General features: G+C 61.5%; 23 protein-coding genes and 1 tRNA gene. 19 read left to right on the top strand and 5 right to left on the bottom strand.

Annotation, left to right across the window (positions count from 1 at the left end; genetic code table 11):
- Window positions 1–181 precede the first annotated feature (181 nt).
- From ACQY1P_RS21910 to msrA, 6 genes are all read left to right on the top strand, one after another.
- Window positions 182–1,771 carry an ABC transporter substrate-binding protein gene (locus ACQY1P_RS21910; RefSeq protein ID WP_430255466.1) on the top strand — a complete coding sequence of 530 codons (1,590 nt, stop codon included), beginning with the start codon at window positions 182–184 and terminating at the stop codon, window positions 1,769–1,771.
- Window positions 1,772–1,865: 94 nt separating this feature from the next.
- Window positions 1,866–2,873 (top strand): ABC transporter permease, encoded by a 1,008-nt coding sequence (locus tag ACQY1P_RS21915; RefSeq protein WP_062576949.1) that lies wholly within the window; start codon window positions 1,866–1,868, stop codon window positions 2,871–2,873.
- Entirely contained in the window at window positions 2,870–3,697 is an 828-nt protein-coding gene (locus ACQY1P_RS21920; protein WP_092665364.1) for an ABC transporter permease, read from the top strand. Before ACQY1P_RS21915 ends, ACQY1P_RS21920 begins: the two co-directional genes overlap by 4 nt.
- Window positions 3,690–5,333 carry an ABC transporter ATP-binding protein gene (locus ACQY1P_RS21925; protein ID WP_430255468.1) on the top strand — a complete coding sequence of 548 codons (1,644 nt, stop codon included), beginning with the start codon at window positions 3,690–3,692 and terminating at the stop codon, window positions 5,331–5,333. The genes ACQY1P_RS21920 and ACQY1P_RS21925 overlap by 8 nt, the downstream gene beginning before the upstream one ends.
- A 20-nt stretch (window positions 5,334–5,353) precedes the next feature.
- Window positions 5,354–7,360: a CocE/NonD family hydrolase gene (locus tag ACQY1P_RS21930; protein WP_430255470.1), complete on the top strand. Its 2,007-nt coding sequence runs from the start codon at window positions 5,354–5,356 to the stop codon at window positions 7,358–7,360.
- Between the two features lie 92 nt (window positions 7,361–7,452).
- Window positions 7,453–8,154, top strand: coding sequence for a peptide-methionine (S)-S-oxide reductase MsrA (msrA, locus tag ACQY1P_RS21935; protein WP_430255472.1), 702 nt, complete (start codon window positions 7,453–7,455; stop codon window positions 8,152–8,154).
- Window position 8,155: 1 nt separating this feature from the next.
- On the opposite strand, the gene ACQY1P_RS21940 is transcribed toward msrA, so the two are convergent.
- The 3 genes from ACQY1P_RS21940 to ACQY1P_RS21950 all read right to left on the bottom strand — a co-directional run bounded on the left by ACQY1P_RS21940 (window position 8,156) and on the right by ACQY1P_RS21950 (window position 10,460).
- Entirely contained in the window at window positions 8,156–9,079 is a 924-nt protein-coding gene (locus ACQY1P_RS21940) for an alpha/beta hydrolase (RefSeq protein WP_430255474.1), read from the bottom strand.
- 79 nt (window positions 9,080–9,158) lie between these two features.
- Entirely contained in the window at window positions 9,159–9,782 is a 624-nt protein-coding gene (locus tag ACQY1P_RS21945; RefSeq protein ID WP_430255476.1) for a class I SAM-dependent methyltransferase, read from the bottom strand.
- Window positions 9,783–9,791: 9 nt separating this feature from the next.
- Window positions 9,792–10,460, bottom strand: a complete 669-nt coding sequence (locus ACQY1P_RS21950; protein ID WP_430255478.1) for a pseudouridine synthase — start codon at window positions 10,458–10,460, stop codon at window positions 9,792–9,794.
- Window positions 10,461–10,616: 156 nt separating this feature from the next.
- Here ACQY1P_RS21950 and ACQY1P_RS21955 point away from each other — a divergent pair, with 156 nt between their 5' ends.
- Complete coding sequence (locus ACQY1P_RS21955; RefSeq protein WP_430255480.1) at window positions 10,617–12,020, top strand: DUF6880 family protein; 1,404 nt, start codon at window positions 10,617–10,619, stop codon at window positions 12,018–12,020.
- Window positions 12,021–12,109: 89 nt separating this feature from the next.
- Here the strand turns inward: ACQY1P_RS21955 and fdhA are convergent, their stop codons facing one another.
- A complete protein-coding gene (gene fdhA / locus ACQY1P_RS21960; protein WP_430255482.1) occupies window positions 12,110–13,300 on the bottom strand; it encodes a formaldehyde dehydrogenase, glutathione-independent in 1,191 nt (396 codons plus the stop codon).
- 457 nt (window positions 13,301–13,757) lie between these two features.
- Window positions 13,758–13,847 (bottom strand) — tRNA-Ser (locus tag ACQY1P_RS21965).
- Between the two features lie 304 nt (window positions 13,848–14,151).
- Here ACQY1P_RS21965 and rplU point away from each other — a divergent pair.
- From rplU to ACQY1P_RS22025, 12 genes are all read left to right on the top strand, one after another.
- Window positions 14,152–14,463, top strand: a complete 312-nt coding sequence (rplU, locus tag ACQY1P_RS21970) for a 50S ribosomal protein L21 (RefSeq protein ID WP_062462732.1) — start codon at window positions 14,152–14,154, stop codon at window positions 14,461–14,463.
- Window positions 14,464–14,495: 32 nt separating this feature from the next.
- Window positions 14,496–14,765, top strand: coding sequence for a 50S ribosomal protein L27 (gene rpmA / locus ACQY1P_RS21975; protein ID WP_062462735.1), 270 nt, complete (start codon window positions 14,496–14,498; stop codon window positions 14,763–14,765).
- 130 nt (window positions 14,766–14,895) lie between these two features.
- Window positions 14,896–15,543, top strand: a complete 648-nt coding sequence (locus ACQY1P_RS21980) for a GNAT family N-acetyltransferase (protein WP_430255484.1) — start codon at window positions 14,896–14,898, stop codon at window positions 15,541–15,543.
- Window positions 15,540–16,145: a GNAT family N-acetyltransferase gene (locus ACQY1P_RS21985; protein ID WP_430255486.1), complete on the top strand. Its 606-nt coding sequence runs from the start codon at window positions 15,540–15,542 to the stop codon at window positions 16,143–16,145. Before ACQY1P_RS21980 ends, ACQY1P_RS21985 begins: the two co-directional genes overlap by 4 nt.
- Window positions 16,146–16,310: 165 nt before the next feature.
- On the top strand, window positions 16,311–17,372 hold the full coding sequence (gene obgE, locus ACQY1P_RS21990; protein ID WP_062462745.1) for a GTPase ObgE: 1,062 nt from the start codon (window positions 16,311–16,313) through the stop codon (window positions 17,370–17,372).
- Entirely contained in the window at window positions 17,369–18,586 is a 1,218-nt protein-coding gene (proB, locus tag ACQY1P_RS21995; protein WP_062577026.1) for a glutamate 5-kinase, read from the top strand. Before obgE ends, proB begins: the two co-directional genes overlap by 4 nt.
- Window positions 18,576–19,856, top strand: coding sequence for a glutamate-5-semialdehyde dehydrogenase (locus tag ACQY1P_RS22000; RefSeq protein WP_430255488.1), 1,281 nt, complete (start codon window positions 18,576–18,578; stop codon window positions 19,854–19,856). The genes proB and ACQY1P_RS22000 overlap by 11 nt, the downstream gene beginning before the upstream one ends.
- On the top strand, window positions 19,831–20,490 hold the full coding sequence (locus ACQY1P_RS22005) for a nicotinate-nucleotide adenylyltransferase (RefSeq protein WP_209902585.1): 660 nt from the start codon (window positions 19,831–19,833) through the stop codon (window positions 20,488–20,490). The genes ACQY1P_RS22000 and ACQY1P_RS22005 overlap by 26 nt, the downstream gene beginning before the upstream one ends.
- Before the next feature lie 121 nt (window positions 20,491–20,611).
- On the top strand, window positions 20,612–21,028 hold the full coding sequence (rsfS, locus tag ACQY1P_RS22010) for a ribosome silencing factor (protein WP_062577032.1): 417 nt from the start codon (window positions 20,612–20,614) through the stop codon (window positions 21,026–21,028).
- 114 nt (window positions 21,029–21,142) lie between these two features.
- Entirely contained in the window at window positions 21,143–21,625 is a 483-nt protein-coding gene (gene rlmH / locus ACQY1P_RS22015) for a 23S rRNA (pseudouridine(1915)-N(3))-methyltransferase RlmH (RefSeq protein ID WP_062463039.1), read from the top strand.
- Window positions 21,626–21,731: 106 nt separating this feature from the next.
- Window positions 21,732–23,156, top strand: coding sequence for a murein hydrolase activator EnvC family protein (locus tag ACQY1P_RS22020; RefSeq protein ID WP_430255490.1), 1,425 nt, complete (start codon window positions 21,732–21,734; stop codon window positions 23,154–23,156).
- Complete coding sequence (locus ACQY1P_RS22025; protein WP_174197291.1) at window positions 23,146–24,477, top strand: S41 family peptidase; 1,332 nt, start codon at window positions 23,146–23,148, stop codon at window positions 24,475–24,477. Before ACQY1P_RS22020 ends, ACQY1P_RS22025 begins: the two co-directional genes overlap by 11 nt.
- The last annotated feature ends 67 nt before the right edge of the window (window positions 24,478–24,544 follow it).

The following is a 24,544-nucleotide window of genomic DNA, read 5'->3' on the forward strand; positions in this document are numbered from 1 at the left end:
GGCATAGAGCTCGCACGATAAGAGCCGGGGACTGCATCAGAAAGGAAGTTATGTCGGCCGCAACCGAACCATTTCCCACGATCGACGGAATAATGCGCAAACCGCTGTGGAAGAGGAAACCCGGCGAGACAGCGCAGACTACGAACGCAGAAAACTGCATCGGATAAAAGGGAACAGGGAAATGAACGACATTACGAAATACCTCGCCGGCCGGGTCACCACCGGTGGCATGAACCGCCGCGAATTCATGGGCCGCGCCATGGCAGCGGGCGTGACGCTGGCTGCAGCAAGCCAGCTCTACGCAACCAGCGCCTCCGCACAGACCCCCAAGAAGGGCGGCAACCTGAAGCTCGGCCTCGAGGGTGGTGCCGCGACCGACAGCATCGATCCCGCCAAGGCGACCTCGCAGGTGATGTTCACCGCGGTCCGCACCTGGGGCGACACGCTGGTCGAAACCCATCCGGAAACCCGCGCACCGGTTCCATCACTTGCCGAATCCTGGTCGCCATCGCCGGACGCCAAGACCTGGACCTTCAAGATCCGCAAGGGTGTGCAGTTCCACAACGGCAAGGAAATGACCACCGACGACGTGGTCGCGACCCTGAAGCGCCATAGCGATAGCAAGACCGAATCCGGTGCAGCCGGCGTTCTGAAATCCATCAAGTCGATCGAAAACAAGAGCGGCGATCTGGTCGTGACGCTGGATAGCGGCAATGCCGACCTTCCCGCGATCTTCACCGACTACCATCTCGTCATCCAGCCGAACGGCGGCGTCGACGCGCCGAACGCCGGCATCGGCACCGGTGCCTACAAGGTGAAGAGCTTCGAGCCTGGCGTTCGCATGACGTTCGAGAAGAACACCAGCGACTGGCGTTCCGACCGCGGTTATGTCGAAACGGTCGAAATCATCACCATGAACGACGCGACCGCCCGTATCGCGGCCTTGTCGTCCGGCCAGGTGCAGTTCATCAACCGCGTCGATCCGAAGACCGTGCCGCTTCTGACGCGCGCCCCGACGGTGCAGCTTCTGACCACGTCCGGTGGCGGCCACTACGTTTTCATCATGCATTGCGACAAGGCGCCATTCGACAACAACGATCTGCGCATGGCCCTGAAACTGTCCATCGACCGCGAGGAAATGGTCAAGCGCATCCTCGGTGGCTACGGCAAGGTCGGCAACGACTTCCCGATCAACGACACCTATGCGCTCTTCCCCGAGGGCATCGAGCAACGCTCCTACGATCCGGACAAGGCGAAGTTCCACTTCAAGAAGTCAGGCCATAGCGGCTCGGTGCTTCTGCGCACGTCGGAAGTTGCCTTCCCGGGCGCTGTCGATGCGTCGGTTCTCTTCCAGCAGAGCGCGAAGAAGGCCGGTATCGACATCGAGATCAAGCGCGAGCCGGGTGACGGCTACTGGTCGAACGTCTGGAACGTGCAGCCGTTCTCGGCCTCCTACTGGGGCAGCCGCGCCACGCAGGACCAGTTCTATTCCGGCGCCTATCTGTCTTCCGCCGACTGGAACGACACCCGCTTCAAGAACGAGAAGTTCGACAAGCTGCTGATCACCGCCCGCGGCGAACTGGATGAAGCCAAACGCCGTGAAATGTACCGCGAGATGGCGGTGCTGGTACGCGATGAAGGCGGCACGATCCTGCCGATGTTCAACGACTTCGTGAATGCGGCGTCGAAGAAGCTTCAGGGTTACGTCAAGGACATCGGCAACGACATGTCGAACGGCTATGTCGCGACCCGCGTCTGGCTCGACGCCTGATACCCGACAGGGGCTACGAAGCCCCGCCGATGAATATGGACCGCAGGAAAACCTGCGGTCTGAACCCTTCATTTCGGATACGGGATCGCGCCACATGTCCAATTCCACAGAGGCTGGCGGCTCGCCGGCCCGCAGCTTGAGAGAGCGCTTTCCGCTGCTGAGCATTATCGCCCAGCGCATGGTGCTTTCGCTGATCCTGCTTCTGGCAGTGTCGGCCCTGATTTTCGGCGGCGTCGAAGCGCTGCCCGGCGATTTCGCCTCCACCTATCTCGGCCAGTCCGCGACACCCGAGGCTGTCGCCAACATCACCGCCGAACTCGGCCTCGACCGGCCCCTCGTCACCCGCTATTTCGACTGGCTGGGCGGCGTCCTGCAAGGCGATTTCGGCACATCTTGGGCAAGCCGCAACTCGGTCTCCGAACAGGTCGGCAACCGGCTGGGCAATTCGCTTTTCCTCGCTGCCTTTGCGGCCGTCATCGCCGTGCCGCTGGCGATCTGTCTCGGCATGCTGTCGGTGCATTTCCGCGATCGCATCCCGGACAAGATCATCAACGTGATCTCGCTTGCGGCCATCTCGCTTCCGGAATTCTTCGTCGGCTACCTGCTGATCCTCTATTTCGCCGTCAATTTCGGCATCGCCACCTTCCCGGCCACCGTTTATCAGGGCATGGGCTTTCTGGAGCGTCTCCAGACGATCGCCCTGCCGACGGCGACACTTGTTCTCGTCGTGCTTGCCCACATGATGCGCATGACGCGGGCGGCGATCCTCTCCGTCATGTCCTCGGCCTATATGGAAACGGCAGAGCTGAAGGGCCTGTCCGGCTGGCGCGCGATCGTCAAGCATGCGGCACCCAATGCGCTTGCCCCGATCATCAACGTCGTCGCCTTGAACCTCGCCTATCTCGTCGTTGGCGTCGTCGTGGTCGAGGTCGTGTTCGTCTATCCCGGCATGGGCCAGTACATGGTCGACGCGGTGACGGTGCGCGACATGCCCGTCGTCCAGGCCTGCGGCCTCATCTTTGCAGCCGTCTACATCCTCCTCAACATGGTGGCGGACATTCTCGCGATCATCGCCAACCCCCGTCTGAGGCATCCACGATGAGATTGAGAGAAATCCCCATCACCGCCTGGGTCGGCCTGTTCGGTATCGCGCTCGCGCTCTTCTGCGCCCTGTTCGCGCCCTGGATTTCCCCTTACGGCGAGACGGAAGTTGTCGGCAATGTCTGGCAGGAGGCCGATGCGCAATTCTTCTTCGGCCTCGACAATCTCGGCCGCGATATCCTGTCGCGCCTGATCTTCGGTGCGCGCACGACGCTGATTGTCGCTTTGGCGGCAACCGTGATTTCCTTTTCGCTCGGGATCATCCTGAGCTTTACCGCCGCCGTTTCAGGTGGCCTCGTCGATGCGGTGTTTTCCCGCTTCAACGACCTGATGATGTCGATCCCGACGCTGATCTTCGCGCTCGTGGTGCTGGCCGTGCTGCCGCAACACCTGATCGTACTCATCCTGGTGATGGCGATCCTTGATTCCACCCGCGTGTATCGCCTTGGCCGGGCCGTGGCGCTGGATGTGGCCGTAATGGAATTCGTGGAAGCGGCAAAGCTGCGCGGTGAAGGCAAGATCTGGATCATCTTTCGCGAAATTCTGCCCAACACGCTCTCGCCGCTGCTGGCCGAATTCGGCCTGCGTTTCGCCTTTGCGATCCTGTTTCTCTCCACCCTCTCGTTCCTCGGCCTCGGCATCCAGCCACCGACCGCCGACTGGGGCGGCATGGTGAAGGACAACAAGGACGGCATCATCTTCGGTATTCCCGCAGCCCTAGTGCCTGGAACCGCGATTGCGGCCCTCGCCGTCTGCGTCAACCTCGTGGTCGACTGGCTCCTGAAGCGAACCTCCAGCCTGAAGGGAGGCCGCGGCGATGCATGAAGCTTCATCCCATCTCCTCTCCGTCCGTAACCTCAAGATCGAGGCGACCAGCTATCCGCCGGGCGAGCCTGCCAAGCGCATCACCATCGTCGACGACGTCTCCTTCGATCTTGCCAAGGGCAAGGTTCTAGGCCTGATCGGCGAATCCGGTGCTGGCAAGTCGACGATCGGGCTCGCAGCTTTAGGCTACGGCCGCGGCGGTGCCGAGATCACCGGCGGCGAAGTAAAACTTGACGGCACCGACATCCTGCAACTGGGCAAGGGTGGCATCCGCAAGCTGCGCGGCGCCCGCGTCTGCTATGTCGCGCAATCGGCAGCTGCCGCATTCAACCCCGCCCACAAGCTCGGCGACCAGGTTATCGAGGCGACTGTCAAGCATCGCCTGATGAGCAAGGAAGATGCTCGCGAGCGCGCTCTCTATCTGTTCCAGGTTCTTGGCCTGCCGAACCCCGAAACCTTCGGCGATCGGTTTCCGCACCAGGTTTCCGGCGGCCAGTTGCAACGCGCCATGACGGCGATGGCGCTCTGCTCCAAACCCGACCTGATCGTGTTCGACGAACCGACGACCGCACTCGACGTGACGACCCAGATCGACGTTCTCGCAGCGATCAAGCACGCGATCGAGGAAACCGATACGGCAGCGCTCTACATCACCCACGATCTGGCCGTCGTCGCGCAGATCTCCGACGACATCATGGTGCTGCGCCACGGCAAGATGGTCGAATGCGGTCCCGTGCAGCAGATCATCGAGGCACCGAGACAGGATTACACCCGGGCTCTGGTCAATGTGCGCCAGGCCGCCCGCGAGGAGGCAGTTGACCAGACCGAAGCGGTTCTCAGGGTCGATCATGTCAGCGCCCAGTATTCGAACGGGTTCAAGGTGCTGCACGATGTTTCCCTGCATCTGTGCAAGGGCCAGACGCTTGCGGTCGTCGGCGAATCCGGCTCGGGTAAGTCGACGCTGGCGCGCGTCATCACCGGCCTGTTGGCGCCCAGCAGCGGCGCGATCACCTTCGAGGGCCGGCCGCTGACGCCGTTGCTGAAAAGCCGGCCGAGAGACGACCTGCGCCGCATCCAGCTGATATACCAAATGGCCGATACGGCCATGAACCCGCGCCAGACGGTGCGCGACATCATCGGCCGGCCGCTGACCTTCTATGATGGCTTGCGCGGTCAGGCCAAGACCGCCCGCGTCAAGGAACTGCTCGACCAGATCGAGATGGGCACCGGCTTTATCGATCGCTACCCGGCCGAGCTTTCCGGCGGGCAGAAGCAGCGCGTGGCAATTGCCCGCGCCCTTGCCGCAAGGCCCGAACTCATCCTCTGCGACGAACCCACATCGGCGCTTGATCCGCTGGTGGCGGAAGGGATCCTCAAGCTCCTGATGAAGCTGCAGGAAGAGCAGCAGCTGTCTTATCTGTTCATCACCCACGACATCGCCATCGTGAAGGCCATCGCCGACTCGGTCGCCGTCATGCATCGCGGCAAGCTCGTCCGCTTCGGGCCGAAATCCCAAGCGCTGTCGCCACCGTTCGACGACTATACCGACCTTCTCCTCAAATCCGTGCCCGAAATGCAGCTGGGCTGGCTGGAAAAGGTGCTCGCGACACGGCGGATGGAAAGCGCGGGAAATTGAAGATCGATATTTGAGAGCGCATGACCATGACTGACCGTTCCTTCACCGTCATCGCGAACCAGTGGATCAGGCTAAAGGACGGAACCCGTCTTGCCGCCCGCATCTGGATGCCTGACAATGCAGACGCCGATCCGGTGCCGGCCGTGTTTGAGTTTCTGCCCTATCGCAAACGGGATGGAACCAGCCCGCGCGACGAATCCACCTATCCGGTGTTTGCGGCAGCAGGCATCGCCGGCGTTCGCGTCGATATTCGCGGCTCCGGGGAATCCGACGGCGTCATCGACGGTGAATATACCGAGCTGGAGCTTGCCAATGCCTGCGAGCTGATCGCCTGGATCGCAGAACAGCCCTGGTCGAACGGCAAAGTCGGCATGATGGGCATTTCCTGGGGCGGCTTCAACTGCCTGCAGGTGGCAGCGCTTCGACCACCGGCGCTCAAGGCCGTGATCTCGATCGCCTCGACCACCGACCGCTACAATGACGACATCCATTACAAGAATGGCTGCCACCTGTCGGCCCAGCTGTCTTGGGCCGCCACCATGCTCGCCTATCAGTCGCGCTCGCCCGATCCCGACATCGTCGGCGATCGCTGGCTTGAGATGTGGATGGAACGGCTGGAAAACGAGCCGTTCTTCCTGGAGGAATGGCTTTCCCACCAGCGCCGCGATGGCTTCTGGAAACACGGCTCCATCTGCGAAGATTATGCGGCTATCGAAATTCCGGCTCTCGTCATTGCCGGCTGGGCCGACGGTTATCGCAACACGCCGCTGCTGGCCGTCGAAGGGCTCGGCGACAAGGCGAAGGCCCTGCTCGGCCCCTGGGTTCACAAATATCCCCATTTCGCCTGGCCGAAACCGCGCGCCGATTTTCATGGCGAGGCAATCGCCTTCTGGAACCGCTGGCTGCGGGGCGAGGAGAACGGCATAGAAACCCTGCCCCAGGTTCGAGCCTATATTCTCGACGGCCCGAAACCGGCGGTACGGCGCGATGTCGATCCGGGCTTCTGGGTTTCCAAGCAGCGCTGGAGCGCGTCGGAGAGCGAGTGCTTCTATGTCGACCAGTTCGGTACGCTGCTGGAGGGGATGCCGACCCCGCATGCACCGGTCCACGAGATCTATCTGAAGTCACCGCTCGACACCGGAACCGCGGCCGGCGAATGGTTTACCCTCAAACCCGACGCGGAACTCGCCGGCGACCAGCGCAGCGACGATGCCGGATCGTTGGTCTTCCAAACCGCGCCGCTTGACGAGGCCAAAACCTATCTCGGACGTCCGAGCATCACCTTGACGCTGCGCGCCGATGCGGAACTCGCCAATCTTTGCGCCCGGATTGTCGATGTGCATCCCGACGGCACCGCGACCCGCGTTTCCTTCGGGGTGATCAACCTCACCCATCGCGACGGCAATGAGGATCCGCAGCCGCTCATTCCCGGCCAACCGGTCGAGATCCGCCTCGATCTCGATGCCTGCGGATACCGGTTCGGCGAGGGCCACCGAATCCGGCTATCGCTCTCGACCGCCTACTGGCCGATGATCCTGCCGCCACCTGTCGATCCCGGTGTGACGATCGATATCGCTTCGCTTGGCCTTGCCATGCCGCTTCTCGGCGATCACGAGACATTCGAGATGAAGCAGCCGGCGAACCCGGATCCGCTGCCGAAATATATCGAGCACGCGCCCTCCACTACCCGCCGCAGCGTCACCCGTGACCTTGCTGAAAACCAGACGCGCTACGAAGTGGCTGAAGACACAGGCCTGTTCGAACATCCGGGCACCGGCCTTTCCACCCGGCAGTTGCGCGAGGAGACCTGGTCGATCGACCCGACCGATCCGCTGTCGATGACGGGCACTTCGGTCTGGACCTGCGACATGAGGCGCGACCGGTGGTCCGTCCGTACCGTCTCCACGGCAAAACTCGCCTGCACGGCAACCGACTGGCTGATCAGAGCTTCGGTCCTCGCCTATGACGGAGAGAAGAAGATCTTTGAAAAGACCTTCGAGAAGGCCATTCCCCGAGATCACATGTAAACGCCGCCAGCCGTGGCCGGTGGTGTACGCCGATGTGATTTGACGCCGGGCCGGTATCCCTGAGACAGTCCATGCGAACAGGAGGAGCTCTCATGGCAGTCTTCGCAAATCGTCTGGCGGCGGCAATGTTTTGCGCCGTCGTGATGGCGTTTCCGGCATCAGCGCTGCGTGCGCAGGAGGCCGCCGCTGCCATTCCTGCACCGACGATCGACGAAGCCGCGAAGGGCAATGTCGAGAAGGCCATCTTCGCCGGCGGCTGCTTCTGGGGCGTTCAGGGCGTCTTCCAGCATGTGAAGGGCGTGAGCAACGCCGTTTCCGGCTATTCCGGCGGCGACCAGAAAGCCGCGACCTATGAGACGGTCAGCTCGGGCAGATCGGGCCATGCGGAGGCCGTCGAGATCACCTTCGATCCGAAGCAGGTAAGCTACGGCAAACTGCTGCAGATCTTCTTTTCCGTCGCCCACAATCCGACCCAGCTGAACTACCAGGGTCCTGACCACGGGACGCAGTACCGCTCCGCGATCTTCACCACCAGCGACGATCAGAAAAAGGTAGCCGAGGCCTATATCGCCCAGCTTGATGCGACGAAACTGTATCCAGCCGCGATCGTCACGAAAGTCTCCAAGCTTTCCGCCTTCTATCCTGCCGAGAAGTACCACCAGGATTTTCTGACGCTGAACCCCAGCTATCCCTATATCGTCTATAACGACATGCCGAAGATCGATAATCTGAAGGCGATCTTCCCGTCCGCCTTCCGCGCCGATCCGGTTCTGGTGTCCAAGGCTAAGGGCTAGGTCAGTCGCTAACTGCCATCTGCCGAACGGCATCGCAGAGCGCCTCGAACCCGGCGCGCGCGCCAGCACTCATGTGGCGGGCACGCAGCCAGGCATGCACCATTTGCGGCTCCTCGCGGAACGTCGTCTCGACGCCCGCCTCTCGCAACCGTTGCGCATAGAGTTCGCCGTCGTCCCGCAACGGATCGAAATGCGCAACGGTGATATAGGCCGGCGGCAGGCCGGATAGGTCGCGGGCCAGAAGCGGATGCGCGACGGGTTCAATCTCTGGCGCTTTGAGCACTGCGCGATAATAGGCGACATCGGCCGTGCTGAGCCCCGGCGCATAGGCCATCTCACGGTAAGACCCCGACACGAGATCGCCGCCGAGTGCTGGATAGATCAGCACCTGGCCGGCAATCCCGGAAAGTCCTTCGTCCCGCGCCCGTAACGCAAGGCCCGCCGCAAGATTGCCGCCGGCGCTGTCGCCGATCAGCACGACCTTTCGACCCTCCCCTAAAATCTGCTTCAGCACACCGAAACAATCGTCCGTCTGAGCCGGCCAGAGATGTTCGGGCGCAAGCCGGTAATCGACCGAGACCAGTTCCGCCTGCGCGAAATCGGCAATCTCCGCACAGATCGCGTGGTGGCTATCCAGCGACCCGACGACGAACCCGCCGCCATGCAGGTAAAGAAGAACGGTTTCGCTGCTGATCGTCGCGGGTCGGTAACGCCGGATCGGCACGACCAGCATCTCGTCCTGAAACGTCAGACCTTGCGGCAGCGGCTGGTCGAAGCGGGCGCAGAGTGCATCATACCAGTCCCGCTGCTGTGCAATCGGCGCATCCACAGCATCGGCGGGGTAGAAGCGATCGCAGATATCGAGAAATTCGAGGATCCCCGGCTCTTCCGGAAACGGCCCGGACTTCTGGTCGCTCTCTGACATCGGCAAGGCACTCCCAAGGAATGCGGGATACTATGCGCAATCGGCGCCGCAGGGCAACAACGGCAGTGCCGTCACCCACCTACTCGGCGCTGATCTTCGCCTTGACGAACACGTCGTAGCGGGTGCTTTTCCCCAATATCTGATGGGACGGTTTGCGCACGCCCGCCATCGGCTCGGCGCGCAACGGCCACTTCAGCACGACCCGGTTTTGGGCCGCCTCCAGCGCGACCTGCATGAGCTGCACCGAATCCGCATCGGTCCCGACGATATCCCGGATCAGCCGCATCTCTTTCTTCACCAGCGCCGTCTTGTCGCGCGGCGGATGCATGGGATCGATCAGGATCACCTGCGGCTTCATCTGCGGCAGCAGAATACAGGAATCCCCGTGCACCAACGTCATCCGGGACACGGTTTCCGCATGACGCCCGCCTTCGGCCCTCGCCCGTTCGAGCCCTTCCAGAAGCAGCGCATGCATCGTTTCGGATCGCTCGATCAGCGTGACGCGTGCGCCGAGCGATGCCAGCAGAAACGCATGGCGGCCAAGACCCGCCGTCGCATCGACGACATCAGGGATCGTGCCGCTCGAAAACCCGACGGCCTTCGGCAGATCTTGTTTGCGGCCCTCGCCGGAGCGGAAACGGTGGCCGACGGCGCCGCCGACAAAATCGACGATCAGCGGCGTTTTCTCGAGGTTTTGTGCCAATGTCCGATCTCAGAAGGGCGTTGGAGCGGTGAACGTGACGTCCGAACCGTCAGGATGGCGGAAGCTTAGTTCTTCGGCATGAAGAAGCAAACGGTTCGCAGCCAGAAGCGCATCGCCCTCCGCATAGAACTCGTCGCCGAGGATGACGTGTCCCAGCGCTTTCATATGCACGCGCAGCTGATGGGTGCGGCCCGTCAGCGGATACAGCCGCAGCCGCGTCCTTTTCTCGCCATATCCCATCACCTGCCAGCGCGTCTGGGCAGGCTTGCCGTGATCGGTGTCGACGCGGTGGCGCGGCTTGTTGTCTGGATCGATCGCCAACGGCAGATTGACCACGCCTTCCGCCTGCTCAACCCTTCCCCAGACCTCGGCCACATAGGATTTCCGCGTGGTGCGCCCTTCAAACTGCGCTGCGACAAGCGCATGCCCCCGGCGGTTGAGCGACATCACCACGACACCGGATGTATCCTTGTCCAGACGGTGCACGATCAGCGCCTCCGGATACTCTTTCTGCACCCGCGTCAAAAGACTGTCCGACAGCGCCGGATGCCGCCCAGGCACCGACAGCAGACCGCTCGGCTTGTTGAACACAAGCAGATGCGCATCGCGGTGCAGCAGCGAAAGATAGGGATTCTGCGGCGGGTTATAGATCGGATCGGCATCTGAAAGCGCGTTCATGGCGACCCTCTACCAATGATTTCCTCGGCGTGAAAGACCCACAACAGCGCTCGGCAGCAGGCCGGTGGCGAAAACCGGGCTGAAACACTTGCAAATCCCGGTATGGTTCTGAACTGTCTGTCCCGACACCTCACGCAAGACCGCATCGACATCCCCATGGCCACGAAGACGACCCTCAACGCGAAGAACCTGGAAGCGCTCGGCTCGCAACGACTTGCCGAGCTGCTGATCGAGATCAGCATGGGCAGCGCCGCAAACAAGCGCAGGCTTCGCATGGAACTGGCCGGCAGCCACAGCAGCGGCGAAGTGGCACGCGAAGTTCGCAAGCGTCTCGGCAGCATCGCCCGCTCCCGGACCTTCATCAGCTGGCGGCGGGTAAAATCGACGAAGGCCGACCTCGAAACCCAGCGCAAGACGATCGTCGAGACCGTGGCGCCGGACGATCCGGGCGAAGGCTTCGAGCTGATCTGGCAGTTCCTTAGCCTCGGTGAGCCGATCTTCGACAGAACGGACGATGCGAGCGGCGCGCTGCTTGCAAGTTTCCATCAAGCCTGCAGCGATGCTGGCATCATCGCCAGCGGATCAGGCATCGACCCCGATATTCTTGCCGACAGGGTTCTGGCGGCGGTTCAGAACAATGGCCACGGCCAATTCGACCCGTTCATTCCAGCCATGGCCCCGGCCCTCGGCACTCAAGGCCTCGACCGCCTGAAATCGCTGCTTGTGCAGTGGTTGAACGAGCCCGACGAGAGCGACCGGGAAAGCGTCGGCCTCACCTCACCGAGGCACGACCGAAATCATGAGACGACAGTGCGTACCGCGCTTCAGGCGATCGCCGATGCCACGGGTGATGTGGATGCCTACATTGCCGAGCAGCCAGAGGAAACCCGCCGGATACCGGCAATCGCTGCCGAAATCGCCCGCCGCCTCCTCTCCGCAGGGCGCGCCGATGAAGCGCTGCAGGCACTCGATGGCGCCGAAATAACCGGTTCGCCCGACCGCGAGATGGAGTGGCAGCTTGCCCGCGCCGAGACACTGGAAACCCTGCGACGCACCGACGAAGCGCAGGCCGATCGGTGGCGATGGTTCGAACAGTCGCTCGCCGACATTCACCTGCGCGCATTCTTGAAACGCCTGCCGGATTTCGACGATATGGAGGCCGAGGAAAGGGCGTTTGCCTATGCCCGGACTTTCCCCGATGTTCACCAGGCGCTCGCCTTCTTCCTGCGCTGGCCCGCACTCGGCCAGGCGGCGAAACTGGTGATCAACAGGCCGGCAGAACTGAATGGCGATCTCTACGAGTTGATGACATCAGCTGCCGAGATGCTCGCACCCCATCATCCGCTCGCCGCAACGCTGATCCTGCGCAGCATGATCGACTTCTCGCTCGATCATGGAAAAGCCAGCCGCTACAAGCACGCAGCCCGGCACCTCGCCACAGCGCAAGCGCTTTCACCCCACATCCTTGATCAAGGCACCCTGAAATCCCACGACGCCTATGTCGCAACCCTGAAGCGCCTGCACGCAAACAAGCGCGGCTTCTGGAAGCATGTGGCGTGAGGACTTGGCAGCGTTGAGGCGGCGAACTGCTTGTCCGGCACCAATACGGCGCCGGACAAGGGTAGCGGGCTGCAACTCGGCTGGCGTGATCACGCGGCTTTCGTCAGGTCTCCATGAGGATCCAGCACGTATTTGACCGCAGCCCCCTGGTCGAAGCTTTCATAGCCTTGCGCCGCTTCATCAAGCGAAATGATCTTGGCGTTGACGATGTCGGCGATCGGCAGCCGGTCGTGAAGGATGGCTTGCATGAGCTGACGATTGTATTTCAGCACCGGCGTCTGGCCCGTGTGGAAGGACTGGGCCTTCGCCCAGCCGAGACCCAGCCGAAGCGACAGACTGCCCTTTTTGGCGGCGTCATCCACCGCACCGGGATCTTCCGTCACGTAAAGGCCGGGAATACCGATCGAGCCCGCCGCGCGGGTAATCTCCATCATCTGGTTCAAAACGATAGCCGGCTGTTCGCCACCCGAATGTCCGCGCGCTTCGAAGCCGACGGCATCGATGGCGCTATCGACCTCGTCGGTGCCAACCACCTCGGCGATCATGTCCCCGAGCCGGTCGCTTTTCGACAGATCGATCGGCTCGAAGCCGACCTTGGCGGCGTGGGCAAGACGATCCTTGTTGAAGTCTCCGATCATCACGACCGCTGCACCGAGAATGCGCGCTGACGCCGCAGCCGCAAGACCGACCGGACCGGCGCCCGCGACATAGACCGTCGACCCGACCCCGACGCCTGCCTTGACCGCCCCATGAAAACCAGTCGGCAGGATATCCGACAGCATCGTCAGATCGCGGATCTTCGACATCGCCCGGTCGCGATCCGGGAATTTCAAAAGATTGAAATCCGCATAGGGAACAGTGACGTAACGGGCCTGGCCGCCGATCCAGCCGCCCATGTCGACATAACCATAGGCGCCGCCGGCGCGCGATGGATTGACGGTGAGGCAGACGCCGGTATCCTGCGACTTGCAGCAACGGCAGCGGCCACAGGCGACGTTGAAGGGCACGGAAACGATATCGCCGATCTCGAGCATCTCGACATCGACGCCCTTTTCGATGACCTCGCCCGTGATTTCGTGGCCAAGCACGAGCCCCGGCAAGGCCGTCGTGCGCCCGCGCACCATATGCTGGTCTGACCCGCAGATATTGGTCGAAATCACTTTCAGGATAACGCCATGCTCGATCCGGCGCCCATTTGGCGCCTCAAGCTTGGCGTCGTCGATATCCCTCACCTCGACCTTGCCTGGCCGCAAATAGACTACACCTCTGTTCCTGCTCATGCCCATTCCTCCTCTGGGTTAGACGGAAAGCCAATGCTGCTCGCCGGCAGTTCGCCAAAAGCGGCACTTCCGCCGCATTCCCCGATCTCTTCCTCCTCGAAAAGATCAGGAGAGCAAAACAATGTACCTCAACCCCAACAGCAGACCACCATCATTCCCATTCGACTGCCGCGACAACGACATGCGGAGATGAAATGGCGACGAGGGGCGGTTTGGCGAGGAAGACTTCCGAAATGCGCATAGGTCAGAGCGCCCGAGGAACAGACAAGACGTCATTCAGGAACGCCGCTCCGACGTGGAAACACTGTGACCGCGTTAAGGCAGATGGAGGTGTGTTAATTTCTATGACGAACGGTAAGCAAAGGTTGCTTCGAGCGCGGAACACATCCGATGGTACAAGGGCGCAGGCGAGAGATTCCACAGGGTAATGGGAGCATCACGGCTTAAGGTTCGCCAATGGCGGAGAGGGTGGGATTCGAACCCACGATACGGTTGCCCGTATGCCGCATTTCGAGTGCGGTGCTTTCGACCACTCAGCCACCTCTCCGCTTTGCTGGTCGGCGCATTTGATGCGCGGCTGTCTCATAGCGGCGAAAAATCGGGCTGGCAAGGGGTGAAATGCAAGTCTTCATATCCTTTCGCCTTGACAGTTTTTAGGGCCTCGCGTAAGGCCGGACGCGTCGAAGTCTGGAAAAATGTCCAGATCAGACCTTGCACGCCAAGGCGTGCAGAAAATCACCGGCAGGTCCGTTCTGGAAGATCGTTCTTTCGCAGCCCTGCTATAGCCCGACTGAGAAAAAGACGGCCGTCCTTTCGGGGATAGAGCCGGAACGAACATGAAAGGATAACCAATGTTCGCAGTCATCAAGACCGGCGGTAAACAGTACCGCGTGGCCGCCAACGACGTGCTCACCATCGAAAAGCTGGAAGCAGAAGCTGGCGCAATCGTAGAATTCAACGAAATCCTGGTCATCGGCGTCGGCGCCGATGCCAAGTTCGGCGCTCCCTTCGTTTCGGGTGCGACGGTCAAGGCTGAAGTTGTAGAGCATAACCGTGGCAAGAAGGTTCTGTCCTTCAAGAAGCGTCGCCGCCAGAATTCCAAGCGTATTCGCGGTCATCGCCAGCATCACACGGTCGTCCGCATCACGGACATCCTCGGCTAATCCAGGTTTTCGAAAGTTAAAGGAGAACACCAATGGCACATAAAAAAGCTGGCGGCTCGTCGCGTAACGGTCGCGATTCTCAGTCCAAGCGCCTTGGCGTGAAGAAGTTCGGTGGCGAAGTCGTCATTCCGGGCAACATTATCGTGCGTCAGCGCGGCACGCAGTGGCATCCGGGCGCCAATGTCGGCATCGGCACAGACCACACGATCTTCGCACTGACGGCAGGCAACGTGAATTACCGTACGCGCGCTAATGGCCGCGTATACGTGTCCGTTATGCCGAAAGCCGAAGCCGCAGAATAAAGCCGGCAAGCGTTAAGCAACCGGCGTCTCATCGACCCGGTTGAACGTTTGAAGGTTCAGTCAAAGAAAAGGGGAGATGGGGCGCTACCCATCTTCCCTTTTTCTTTTATCCCTCAAAGGAGACTGAACCATGCAAGGCGAATTAGTAAGGGCTGGCCAATTACGGCCGCCGGAAACCAGACCAGAGGAACGGCTCAGGCCGGACCGGCTGAGAAGCGATTGCCCCGTCTTACTGTCGCAGAGCCTTGTTCTGCGCGCACCGCACGAAGACGATATTGACGCACTTGCCCATCTCGCCAACAATGCGAACATTGCGACCATGGTGTCGCGCATGCCGCATCCCTACACGTCTAAAGACGCGGCCGATTTCGTGCGACGCACGAATGCGGGCGAGATTGGCAAATGCGTTTATGCCGTGTCCCGAGCTGACAATGGCCAGTTTCTCGGCTGCTGCGCTCTCGAACCCCAGATCGACGAACGAACCCTCGAAATCGGCTACTGGCTGGGCGAACCCCACTGGAACAAGGGCTATGCCACGGAAGCCGCGCATGCGCTGATCGACATGGCGTTCCGCACCCGCAGCCATATCGATCACATCGATGCCCGTTGCCGGGTCACCAATATCGCGTCGAAGCGGGTGATCCAGAAATGCGGCTTCCAGTTCCAGGGCACCGGCATGATCGAATGCCTGGCGGTGGGCGGAATGGTCCCCGTCGAATGGTTCCGGCTGGACCGCAAGACATGGATGTCGCTGAGAAGCTGGGGAGAGCTGAGATGAGTGCCGTCGTACTGGAAAAGACGAAAGCGGTTCGCACTCAGCCTGGCCCCTGCCCTGAAATCGTCACGCAGCGCCTGACGCTTCGCCCGCACCGCCTGTCGGATGCGTCAGCGATTGCCGAAACGCTTTCCGATTTCAAGGTCAGCCGCATGCTGTCGCGTGTTCCGCAGCCTTATGACCGTCAGGATGCGCTCGACTGGCTGGTGCCGCAAACTTCGGGCATCCTGCCGAACTGGCAGCTGGCGATCACCACCGGCGACGATGTGCATATCGGCGTTGTCGGCCTGGAACTCAGGCACGGCCGCTGGCATCTCAGTTACTGGCTGAACCGCCTCTATTGGGATCGCGGCTATATGAGCGAGGCAGCGTCGGGGGTCCTCGACCGCTTCTTCCGCCGCATGCCGGACACTGTCGTCCATTCGGGCGCGTTTGCCGACAATCTCGGTTCGCTCAATGTGCAGACAAAGCTCGGCTTCCGCATCACCGGCGCAAGCGATGTGTTCAACCGTGCCCGCAATGTCATGGTACCGCATATCGAGACGGAGCTTGTGCCGGAGGATTTCCGGCTTCTGGCACCCGCTCCCCGGCATGATCGCGCCTGATCATGCCTTGATCACGATCGGCCCCGGCGGATGGCTTGTCCGCCGCGGCCGTTTTCAGCGCATTCCGACGATAGGCTTTGACCTAAAGCCTGTCGAACGGTATCGAAAACCCTAAGTACGTCCCGCCGGAGAGCGGGAGCGACCAAGAACAGGACTGCCAGACCAATGAAATTTCTCGACGAAGCAAAAGTCTATATCCGCTCCGGTGACGGCGGCGCGGGCGCAGTTTCGTTCCGACGGGAAAAGTTCGTCGAATTCGGTGGACCTGATGGTGGCGATGGCGGCCGTGGTGGCGACGTGTGGGTCGAAGCCGTCAACGGCCTCAACACGCTGATCGATTTCCGTTTCCAGCAGCATTACAAGGCAAAGGTCGGCATCCATGGCATGGGCCGCAACCGCACCGGCGCCAATGGCGACAGTGTCACGCTCAAGGTTCCGGTCGGCACGCAGATCTTCGAGGAAGACAACGAAACGCTGATCATCGACATGACCAAGGAAGGTCAGCGGTTCAGGCTTGCCAAGGGCGGCAATGGCGGCTTCGGCAACACGCATTTCAAGAACGCCACCAACCAGGCGCCGAACTGGGCAAACCCAGGCCTTGAAGGCGAGGAAAGCACCATCTGGCTGCGGCTGAAGCTGATTGCCGATGCAGGACTTGTCGGCCTTCCGAATGCCGGAAAATCCACCTTCCTGGCCTCGGTTACCCGCGCCCGCCCGAAGATTGCAAACTATCCCTTCACCACGCTGCACCCGAACCTTGGCGTCGCCACCATCGACGGCCGCGAGTTCGTTCTCGCCGATATTCCGGGCCTGATCGAAGGCGCCCATGAAGGCGTCGGCATCGGCGATCGCTTTCTCGGCCATGTGGAACGCACCCGCGTTCTGCTCCACCTCGTTTCCTCCATCGAGGAAGAAGTCGGCAAGGCCTACAAGACGGTCAAGACCGAGCTTCAGGCCTATGGCGGCGGTCTGACCGACAAGCGCGAAATCGTTGCCTTGTCGCAGATCGACGTTCTCGACGAGAAGGAATTGAAGAAGAAGGCCAAGGAGCTTGAGAAAGCCTGCGGCCAGAAGCCTTTCCTCATCTCCGCCATCACCGGCACGGGCATGACCGATGTTCTGCGCGCGTTGCGCGATGTCATCGTCGCGGCAAGCGTCGGCGAAGACACGGCCCTGCCGAACCGCTCCGTTCCTGTTCAGGAGTTCGACGAGGACGTCGACGAATGACGCCAGGCCACGAGATCGGTCACAAGCAAGTCTCTTCCGGGCAAGCCGGCGGTCGCAAGCCGCTCGGCGACCATCGCCGGATCGTCATCAAGATCGGCTCGGCCCTCTTGGTCGATCGCAAGACCGGCCTGAAATCTCCGTGGCTCGACGCGATCTGCGCCGATATCGCCGCGCTTCGGGCGAAGGGTATCGATGTTCTCGTCGTCTCCTCCGGCGCGATCGCCCTCGGCCGTACCGTGCTGAACCTTCCCCACGGCGCCCTCAAACTGGAGGAAAGCCAGGCAGCGGCAGCCGTCGGCCAGATCGCGCTGGCCCGCGCCTGGTCGGAAAGCCTGTCGCGGGACGGGATCGTCGCGGGACAGATCCTGCTGACGCTGGGCGATACGGAAGAGCGTCGCCGCTATCTCAACGCCCGTGCCACGATCAACCAGCTTCTGAAGATCGGCGCGGTTCCGATCATCAACGAAAACGACACCGTCGCAACGTCCGAAATCCGCTACGGCGACAACGACCGGCTTGCCGCACGCGTCGCCACCATGACTGGCGCCGACCTTCTGGTTCTGCTGTCGGATATCGACGGTCTTTACACGGCACCGCCGCATCTCGATCCGGATGCGCAGTTTCTGGATATCATCAATGTCATCACACCCGAGATCGAGGCGATGGCCGGCGGTGCGGCATCCGAACTGTCGCGCGGCGGCATGCGCACCAAGATCGACGCCGGCAAGATCGCGACGACTGCGGGCTGCGCCATGATCATCGCATCGGGCAAGCCGGATCATCCGCTGCGCGCCATCGAACACGGCGCGCGATCCTCCTGGTTTGCCCCATCTGGCACACCGGTGACGGCAAGAAAGACCTGGATTGCCGGACAGTTGCAGGCGGCTGGCGAACTCGTCGTCGACGAAGGCGCCGAACAGGCGTTGGGTTCGGGCAAAAGTCTGCTGCCCGCCGGCGTGCGCCGCATCGAGGGCAATTTCCACCGGGGTGATACGGTCGCGATCATCGGCGCGGAAGGCCGCGAGATTGCCCGCGGTCTTGTCAGCTACGATGCCGACGAGGCACGGCAGATCACCGGCCGCAAATCGGCGGAAATCGAAGCCATTCTGGGCTATGCAGGACGTGCCGCCATGGTTCATCGCGACGACCTTGTCATGACAGGCGCGATCAGGCGCACGACCACCCGCAAGGAGGATGCCGTCCATGTTGGATAAGGTCCAGATGACCGACGTTGCCGCAATCATGGATGCGATCGGCGTCAACGCAAAGGCTGCGGCCGGCGCATTGGCGACGGCATCGACCGAGCAGAAGAATGATGCGCTCAATGCCATGGCCGATCTGGTTCTCGCCAACAGCGCCGAGATACTGAGCGCCAATGCCGAAGATCTTCGCAACATCGAGGGCAAGGGGCTCCTTCCCTCCTTCATCGACCGGCTGACGCTGACGGAAAAGTCGATCGCCGGCATGGCGGAGGCTCTTCGGGAAATCGCCGCGATCAAGGATCCGGTCGGTGAAGTGATCGCCGCCTGGGATCGCCCGAACGGGCTTCATATCGAACGTGTCCGCACGCCGCTCGGCGTGATCGGCGTCATCTACGAGAGCCGGCCGAACGTGACGGCCGACGCCGGCGCGCTTTGCCTCAAGGCCGGCAATGCGGTGATCCTGCGCGGCGGCTCGGATTCGATCCATTCATCGCAGGCGATCCATCGCTGCCTGGTGGCCGGCCTCAAACAGGCGGGTCTTCCCGAACATGCGATCCAGCTCGTGCCGACAACGGATCGTGCGGCCGTCGGCGCCATGCTGTCGGGCCTGTCAGGCGCCATCGACGTCATCGTTCCCCGCGGCGGAAAAAGCCTGGTCGCCCGCGTCCAGTCCGAAGCCCGCGTGCCGGTCTTTGCGCATCTGGAAGGCCTTTGCCACATCTATGTCGACGCGTCAGCGGATCTGGAAATGGCAAAGGCGATCGTCGTCAACGCCAAGATGCGCCGCACCGGCGTCTGTGGTGCGGCCGAAACGCTGCTGGTCGACAGCGCCGCGATCGGCACCCACCTGATGCCGGTGCTGGAAGCGCTGACGCAGGCCGGCTGCGAAATCCGCGCTTCGGCGGCCGTGCTCAAGGTTCACCCGGGCTTCAAGCCGGCGAACGAGGAAGACTGGCGCACGGAATATCTCGATGCCGTCATTTCGGTGGCGATCGTCGATGGCATTTCCGGTGCGATCCGCCACATCAACATCTATTCGTCCAACCACACCGAAGCGGTGATTGCGCAAGATCCGGCCGTGGTCGCGCGCTTCTTCAACGAGATCGATTCGGCGATCCTGCTCCACAACGCGTCTACCCAGTTTGCCGATGGCGGTGAATTCGGCATGGGCGGCGAGATCGGCATTTCCACGGGCAAGATGCATGCGCGCGGCCCTGTTGGCGTCGAACAGCTGACCTCGTTCAAATACAGGGTGCATGGCACCGGCCAGATCCGGCCCTGACGTGACGGTAGAGCGGATCGAAAGACGCCATCTCGCCATGCCGCATGTGGAACGGGGCATGGCCGTCGGCCTTTTCGGCGGTTCGTTCAACCCTCCGCATGAAGGCCACCTTCTGGTCGCCGAGATCGCCCTTCGCCGGCTCGGACTCGATCAGCTGTGGTGGATGGTGACACCTGGCAATCCGCTGAAAAGCCGGTCGGAACTCGCGTCCCTCCCCGACCGCATCGCCATGAGCGAGCGGCTGATCCAGGATCCGCGCATCAAGGTCACCGCATTCGAGAAAGCACTCGGCGGCGCCTATACCGCCGATACACTCTCCTTCGTCAAGGCGCGCAATCCGCATATCCATTTCATCTGGATCATGGGTGCAGACAGCCTCAGGACCTTTCACCATTGGCAGAAGTGGCAGGAGATCGTCTCTACCTTCCCGATCGCCGTGATAGACCGGCCGGGTGCCACCCTTTCCTTCCTGTCATCAAAGATGGCCCGCACATTCCAGCATGCCCGTGTCGACGAGACAGATGCCGGTACGCTGTGGAAGCGCCGTCCGCCCGCTTGGACCTTCATCCACGGTCCGCGTTCGGCCCTCAGTTCAACGGCAATCCGGGCATCGGGAAAGACTTCCGATTCCTAAAACTGGAACATTCCGATCACTTGAAAGATAAAGCATTCAATGCCACCTTCGGTATGCGGCCGGTCATCAGACGGGATTCGCACGAAGAGGATGTTGCTGTTACCGGACGAAAGGAACGACCCTGACAACAGTACACGCCAAGGGAAGGACGGCCTCCGTCATTCCGCAGAGCCTGGAACGTGGCGATGATGCCGCCGCCCATGCCCTCGATCAGGTCCTCACGAGCCTCGAGGACTCCAAAGCAGAAGATATCGTCACCATCAATATTGCCGGAAAATCCGCTCTCGGAGACTACATGGTCGTCGTCTCCGGACGATCGAGCCGGCATGTCATGGCGATCTGCGATCACCTCATCACCGACCTGAAAGCAGAGGGCCTCGGCGGGGCCCGTGTCGAAGGCATGGAGACGGGTGATTGGGTGCTGATTGACACTGGTGATATCATCATCCATGTGTTCCGCCCCGAAATCCGCGAGTTCTACAACATCGAAAAGATGTGGGCCGCTCCGGATGTCGAGGAAGGCACAGTGCTTCACTAACAGGCCGGGACGTTCCTGAGCCGACAAGATGCGACGATTGCATGCTAACGGCGGCGCCTTGACGACGTGCCGGCGCAGTGGCAGCCGAGAGCTCTGAAAACAACGGATCAGGACATGCGAATCAGCCTTTTCGCCGTGGGACGGCTCAAAGCCGGACCCGAGAAAGATCTTGCGTCCCGTTACCTCGACCGTTTCTCCAAGGCCGGGCCCGCGATCGGGCTCGAACTTGCCAGGATGATCGAAGTGCCGGAAAGCCGTGCTTCCAATGCAGAAACGCGGAAGCGCGAGGAGGCCGCCGCACTCGAGAAGGCCCTTCCCGATGGTGCCATCCTCGTTCTGCTCGATGAACGGGGCAAGGCGCTCGACAGCGAAGCCTTTGCCGGTCTGATCGACAAGTACAAGGACGGCGGCAAGCGCGACATGATGCTCGCGATCGGCGGCGCCGACGGGCTGGACCCGGATCTTCGGGCACGCGCTGATGTCGTCCTCAATCTCGGCTCTATGACATGGCCGCATCAGCTGGTCCGCATTCTCATCGCCGAACAGCTGTATCGCGCCGTCACCATCCTTTCAGGCCATCCCTACCACCGCGTTTAGACTTCGTTTACCTTCCGGGCCGATGTTGCGAAACACGATGTTGTTTATGGCTGGCCCCGGCGAATCAGCCTAGCCTTCGCAGGTCCGCTGCAGATTCGAGAACGCAATGACGATCAGGAGAGCCATAGCCCTGGGCCTTGCGCTGCCAGCGATGGCATCGGCGCTTGCCTTCGCGCCTCTCCGCCTGCCCCCGTTTCACTGGATTGCCTTGGCACAGGAGCCGGCACCGCCTGCGGCCCAACCCTCCCCGCCCGCAACCGAAGCCTTGGCGGATCCGACAGCCGATCTTCAAAAGAGACGCAACGAGACCCGCGGCGAGCTGGAAGTGCTGGCCAAAAGCATGAGCCTCTCGTCGGAAAAGGTCGCTCAGATCGAGCACAGCATTTCCGGCATCAAGAAGACGTCTGCGGATATGCGCCAGGCGCTGATCGATTCAGCCGCACGGCGCAAGGACCTTCAGTCGAAAATCCAGGTGAGCGAAGACAAGCTCGCTTCGCTGAAAGTGCAGGAAGACAAGATCCGCGTGGCCCTGAGGGGGCGTCGCTCCATTCTTGCCGAAGTGCTGGGCGCGCTGGAGCGCATGGGCCGCAGCCCGCCGCCAGCGCTGCTGGTGTCGCCGGATGACGCGCTGGGCTCTGTCAGAAGCGCCATCCTGCTCGGCGCCGTCGTGCCCGGCATGCGGGCCGAGGCCGAAAGGCTGGTCACGGATCTTCAAAATCTCGCGAGCCTTCAGGCCGAGGCGGCCAAGGAAAAGGAAACCGTTTCGCAAACCATCACGGCAGGCGTCGAGGAAGAACGACGGATGAACCTGCTGCTGGCTGAAAATGCCAAGCTGAACGCCGAAAACGAAAGACAGCTCGCCGCAGAACGCGCGCGTTCTCAGGAACTTGTCGGCCGTGCCACCTCGCTTCAGGATCTCATTCAGGGGCTTGAGGGACAGATCGCATCCGTGCGCGAAGGCATGGATCTGGCCCGTGCCGAGGAAGAGCGGCGGCGGCAGATGTCCGAAGAGGAACGCGAGAAAGCCCGGCAATTGGCCGAAAGCGGTGTGCCCGACAAAAACCGCATTGCGCCCGCATACGCGTTTTCAAGCCTCAGGCAAAAACTGGAGCTTCCAGTTGCCGGCGAAATATTGCGTGCGTTCGGCGATGCAGACGGGACGGGACACCCGGCACGCGGTATGACCGTGGCCTCCAACCCCGGCGCAGTGGTGACGGCACCGGCCGATGGGCTGGTCGTGTTTGCCGGTGCATTCCGGAGCTATGGCCAGATGATCATCCTGAACGCCGGCGACGGTTATCATGTTGTTCTGGCAGGAATGGACGTGGTGAACGCGCGGCAGGGCAAGTTTGTCTTTGCAGGCGAGCCGATCGCTGCCATGGGTGAGAAAAGAGTAGCAAGTGCGACTGCGTTGGCGCTGGAAACGGATCGCCCGACGCTTTACATTGAATTCCGAAAAGACGGCACCCCGGTTGATTCCAAGCCGTGGTGGGCCAGCAAAGAAACTGGAAGGGCGCGAAATGATTCGTAGGGCTTCTCTTGTCATCGTCGGAGCACTGTTGGGTGCGACCGCGATGAGCGTCATTTATTCGGCCGGTGTTCCGGCCCAGGCCGCCGGGGCTTCCACCTATAAGGAACTGTCGATCTTCGGCGACGTGTTCGAGCGGGTTCGCGCCCAGTACGTCACGCCACCGGATGAAAACAAGCTGGTCGAAAATGCCATCAACGGCATGCTGAGCTCGCTTGATCCGCATTCGAGCTTCATGAATTCCAAAGATGCCGAAGACATGCGCACCCAGACGCGCGGTGAATTCGGCGGTCTCGGCATCGAAGTGACGATGGAGAACGAACTCGTCAAGGTCATCACGCCTATCGACGACACGCCGGCATCCAAGGCTGGCATTCTTGCCGGCGACTACATTTCCGAGATCGATGGCCAGGCCGTTCGCGGCCTGAAGCTTGAAGACGCTGTCGAAAAGATGCGCGGCGCCGTCAATACCCCGATCAAGCTGACCGTCATCCGCCAAGGTGCCGACAAGCCGCTCGACATCACCGTGATGCGCGACATCATCGCGGTCCGCGCCGTAAAATCGCGCGTCGAAGCCGGCGACATCGGCTATGTGCGCGTCATCTCCTTTACTGAGAAAACCTATGACGATCTTGAGAAGGCGATCAAGAAGATCAAGGCTGACGTGCCTGCCGACAAGCTGAAGGGCTTCGTTCTCGATTTGCGCCTCAACCCGGGCGGTCTGCTGGACCAGGCGATCAACGTCTCCGATGCGTTCCTGGAACGCGGCGAAGTCGTTTCCACCCGCGGCCGCAATGCGGATGAGACACGCCGCTTCAATGCCGGCCCTGGCGACCTGACCGACGGCAAGCCGGTGGTTGTGCTCGTCAACGGCGGCTCGGCTTCGGCGTCTGAAATCGTCGCAGGTGCCCTTCAGGACCTGAAGCGCGCGACCGTTGTCGGCACCCGCTCGTTCGGCAAGGGCTCCGTCCAGACGATCATTCCGCTTGGCGAATCCGGCGCGCTGCGCCTGACGACGGCGCTCTATTACACGCCATCGGGCAAGTCGATCCAGGGAACGGGCATTACGCCTGACATCAAGGTCGAACAGCCGCTGCCGCCGGAACTGCAGGGCAAGGTCCGCGCCGAGGGCGAATCCAGCCTCAAGGGCCATATCCAGGGCGCGGCCGAGACCGATGAGGGCTCCGGTTCGGCTGCCTATGTGCCGCCGGAAACCAAGGACGACCTGCAGCTGAACTATGCCATGGACCTGCTGCATGGGACAAAGACCGATCCGTCCTTCCCGGCTAGCCCGGACAAGGCTGCGGCCGCCGTCAAGAACTAATCAGGCAAACCAGTCAGGCGGCTGTTTCACCACAGCCGCCTGACTGCATTCATTTCGGCAGCGCAGA

Source organism: Neorhizobium sp. DAR64872/K0K18, assembly GCF_050500175.1.
Taxonomy (GTDB): Bacteria; Pseudomonadota; Alphaproteobacteria; order Rhizobiales; family Rhizobiaceae; genus Neorhizobium; species Neorhizobium soli.

What these genes read in the sequence shown, in the direction of transcription:
- ACQY1P_RS21910 (WP_430255466.1), top strand. Translation starts at nt 182, where the DNA reads ATGAACGACATTACGAAATACCTCGCCGGCCGGGTCACCACCGGTGGC.
- ACQY1P_RS21915 (WP_062576949.1), top strand. Translation starts at nt 1,866, where the DNA reads ATGTCCAATTCCACAGAGGCTGGCGGCTCGCCGGCCCGCAGCTTGAGA.
- ACQY1P_RS21920 (WP_092665364.1), top strand. Translation starts at nt 2,870, where the DNA reads ATGAGATTGAGAGAAATCCCCATCACCGCCTGGGTCGGCCTGTTCGGT.
- ACQY1P_RS21925 (WP_430255468.1), top strand. Translation starts at nt 3,690, where the DNA reads ATGCATGAAGCTTCATCCCATCTCCTCTCCGTCCGTAACCTCAAGATC.
- ACQY1P_RS21930 (WP_430255470.1), top strand. Translation starts at nt 5,354, where the DNA reads ATGACCATGACTGACCGTTCCTTCACCGTCATCGCGAACCAGTGGATC.
- msrA (WP_430255472.1), top strand. Translation starts at nt 7,453, where the DNA reads ATGGCAGTCTTCGCAAATCGTCTGGCGGCGGCAATGTTTTGCGCCGTC.
- ACQY1P_RS21940 (WP_430255474.1), bottom strand. Translation starts at nt 9,079, where the DNA reads ATGTCAGAGAGCGACCAGAAGTCCGGGCCGTTTCCGGAAGAGCCGGGG.
- ACQY1P_RS21950 (WP_430255478.1), bottom strand. Translation starts at nt 10,460, where the DNA reads ATGAACGCGCTTTCAGATGCCGATCCGATCTATAACCCGCCGCAGAAT.
- ACQY1P_RS21955 (WP_430255480.1), top strand. Translation starts at nt 10,617, where the DNA reads ATGGCCACGAAGACGACCCTCAACGCGAAGAACCTGGAAGCGCTCGGC.
- fdhA (WP_430255482.1), bottom strand. Translation starts at nt 13,300, where the DNA reads ATGAGCAGGAACAGAGGTGTAGTCTATTTGCGGCCAGGCAAGGTCGAG.
- rplU (WP_062462732.1), top strand. Translation starts at nt 14,152, where the DNA reads ATGTTCGCAGTCATCAAGACCGGCGGTAAACAGTACCGCGTGGCCGCC.
- rpmA (WP_062462735.1), top strand. Translation starts at nt 14,496, where the DNA reads ATGGCACATAAAAAAGCTGGCGGCTCGTCGCGTAACGGTCGCGATTCT.
- ACQY1P_RS21980 (WP_430255484.1), top strand. Translation starts at nt 14,896, where the DNA reads ATGCAAGGCGAATTAGTAAGGGCTGGCCAATTACGGCCGCCGGAAACC.
- ACQY1P_RS21985 (WP_430255486.1), top strand. Translation starts at nt 15,540, where the DNA reads ATGAGTGCCGTCGTACTGGAAAAGACGAAAGCGGTTCGCACTCAGCCT.
- obgE (WP_062462745.1), top strand. Translation starts at nt 16,311, where the DNA reads ATGAAATTTCTCGACGAAGCAAAAGTCTATATCCGCTCCGGTGACGGC.
- proB (WP_062577026.1), top strand. Translation starts at nt 17,369, where the DNA reads ATGACGCCAGGCCACGAGATCGGTCACAAGCAAGTCTCTTCCGGGCAA.
- ACQY1P_RS22000 (WP_430255488.1), top strand. Translation starts at nt 18,576, where the DNA reads ATGTTGGATAAGGTCCAGATGACCGACGTTGCCGCAATCATGGATGCG.
- ACQY1P_RS22005 (WP_209902585.1), top strand. Translation starts at nt 19,831, where the DNA reads ATGGCACCGGCCAGATCCGGCCCTGACGTGACGGTAGAGCGGATCGAA.
- rlmH (WP_062463039.1), top strand. Translation starts at nt 21,143, where the DNA reads ATGCGAATCAGCCTTTTCGCCGTGGGACGGCTCAAAGCCGGACCCGAG.
- ACQY1P_RS22020 (WP_430255490.1), top strand. Translation starts at nt 21,732, where the DNA reads ATGACGATCAGGAGAGCCATAGCCCTGGGCCTTGCGCTGCCAGCGATG.
- ACQY1P_RS22025 (WP_174197291.1), top strand. Translation starts at nt 23,146, where the DNA reads ATGATTCGTAGGGCTTCTCTTGTCATCGTCGGAGCACTGTTGGGTGCG.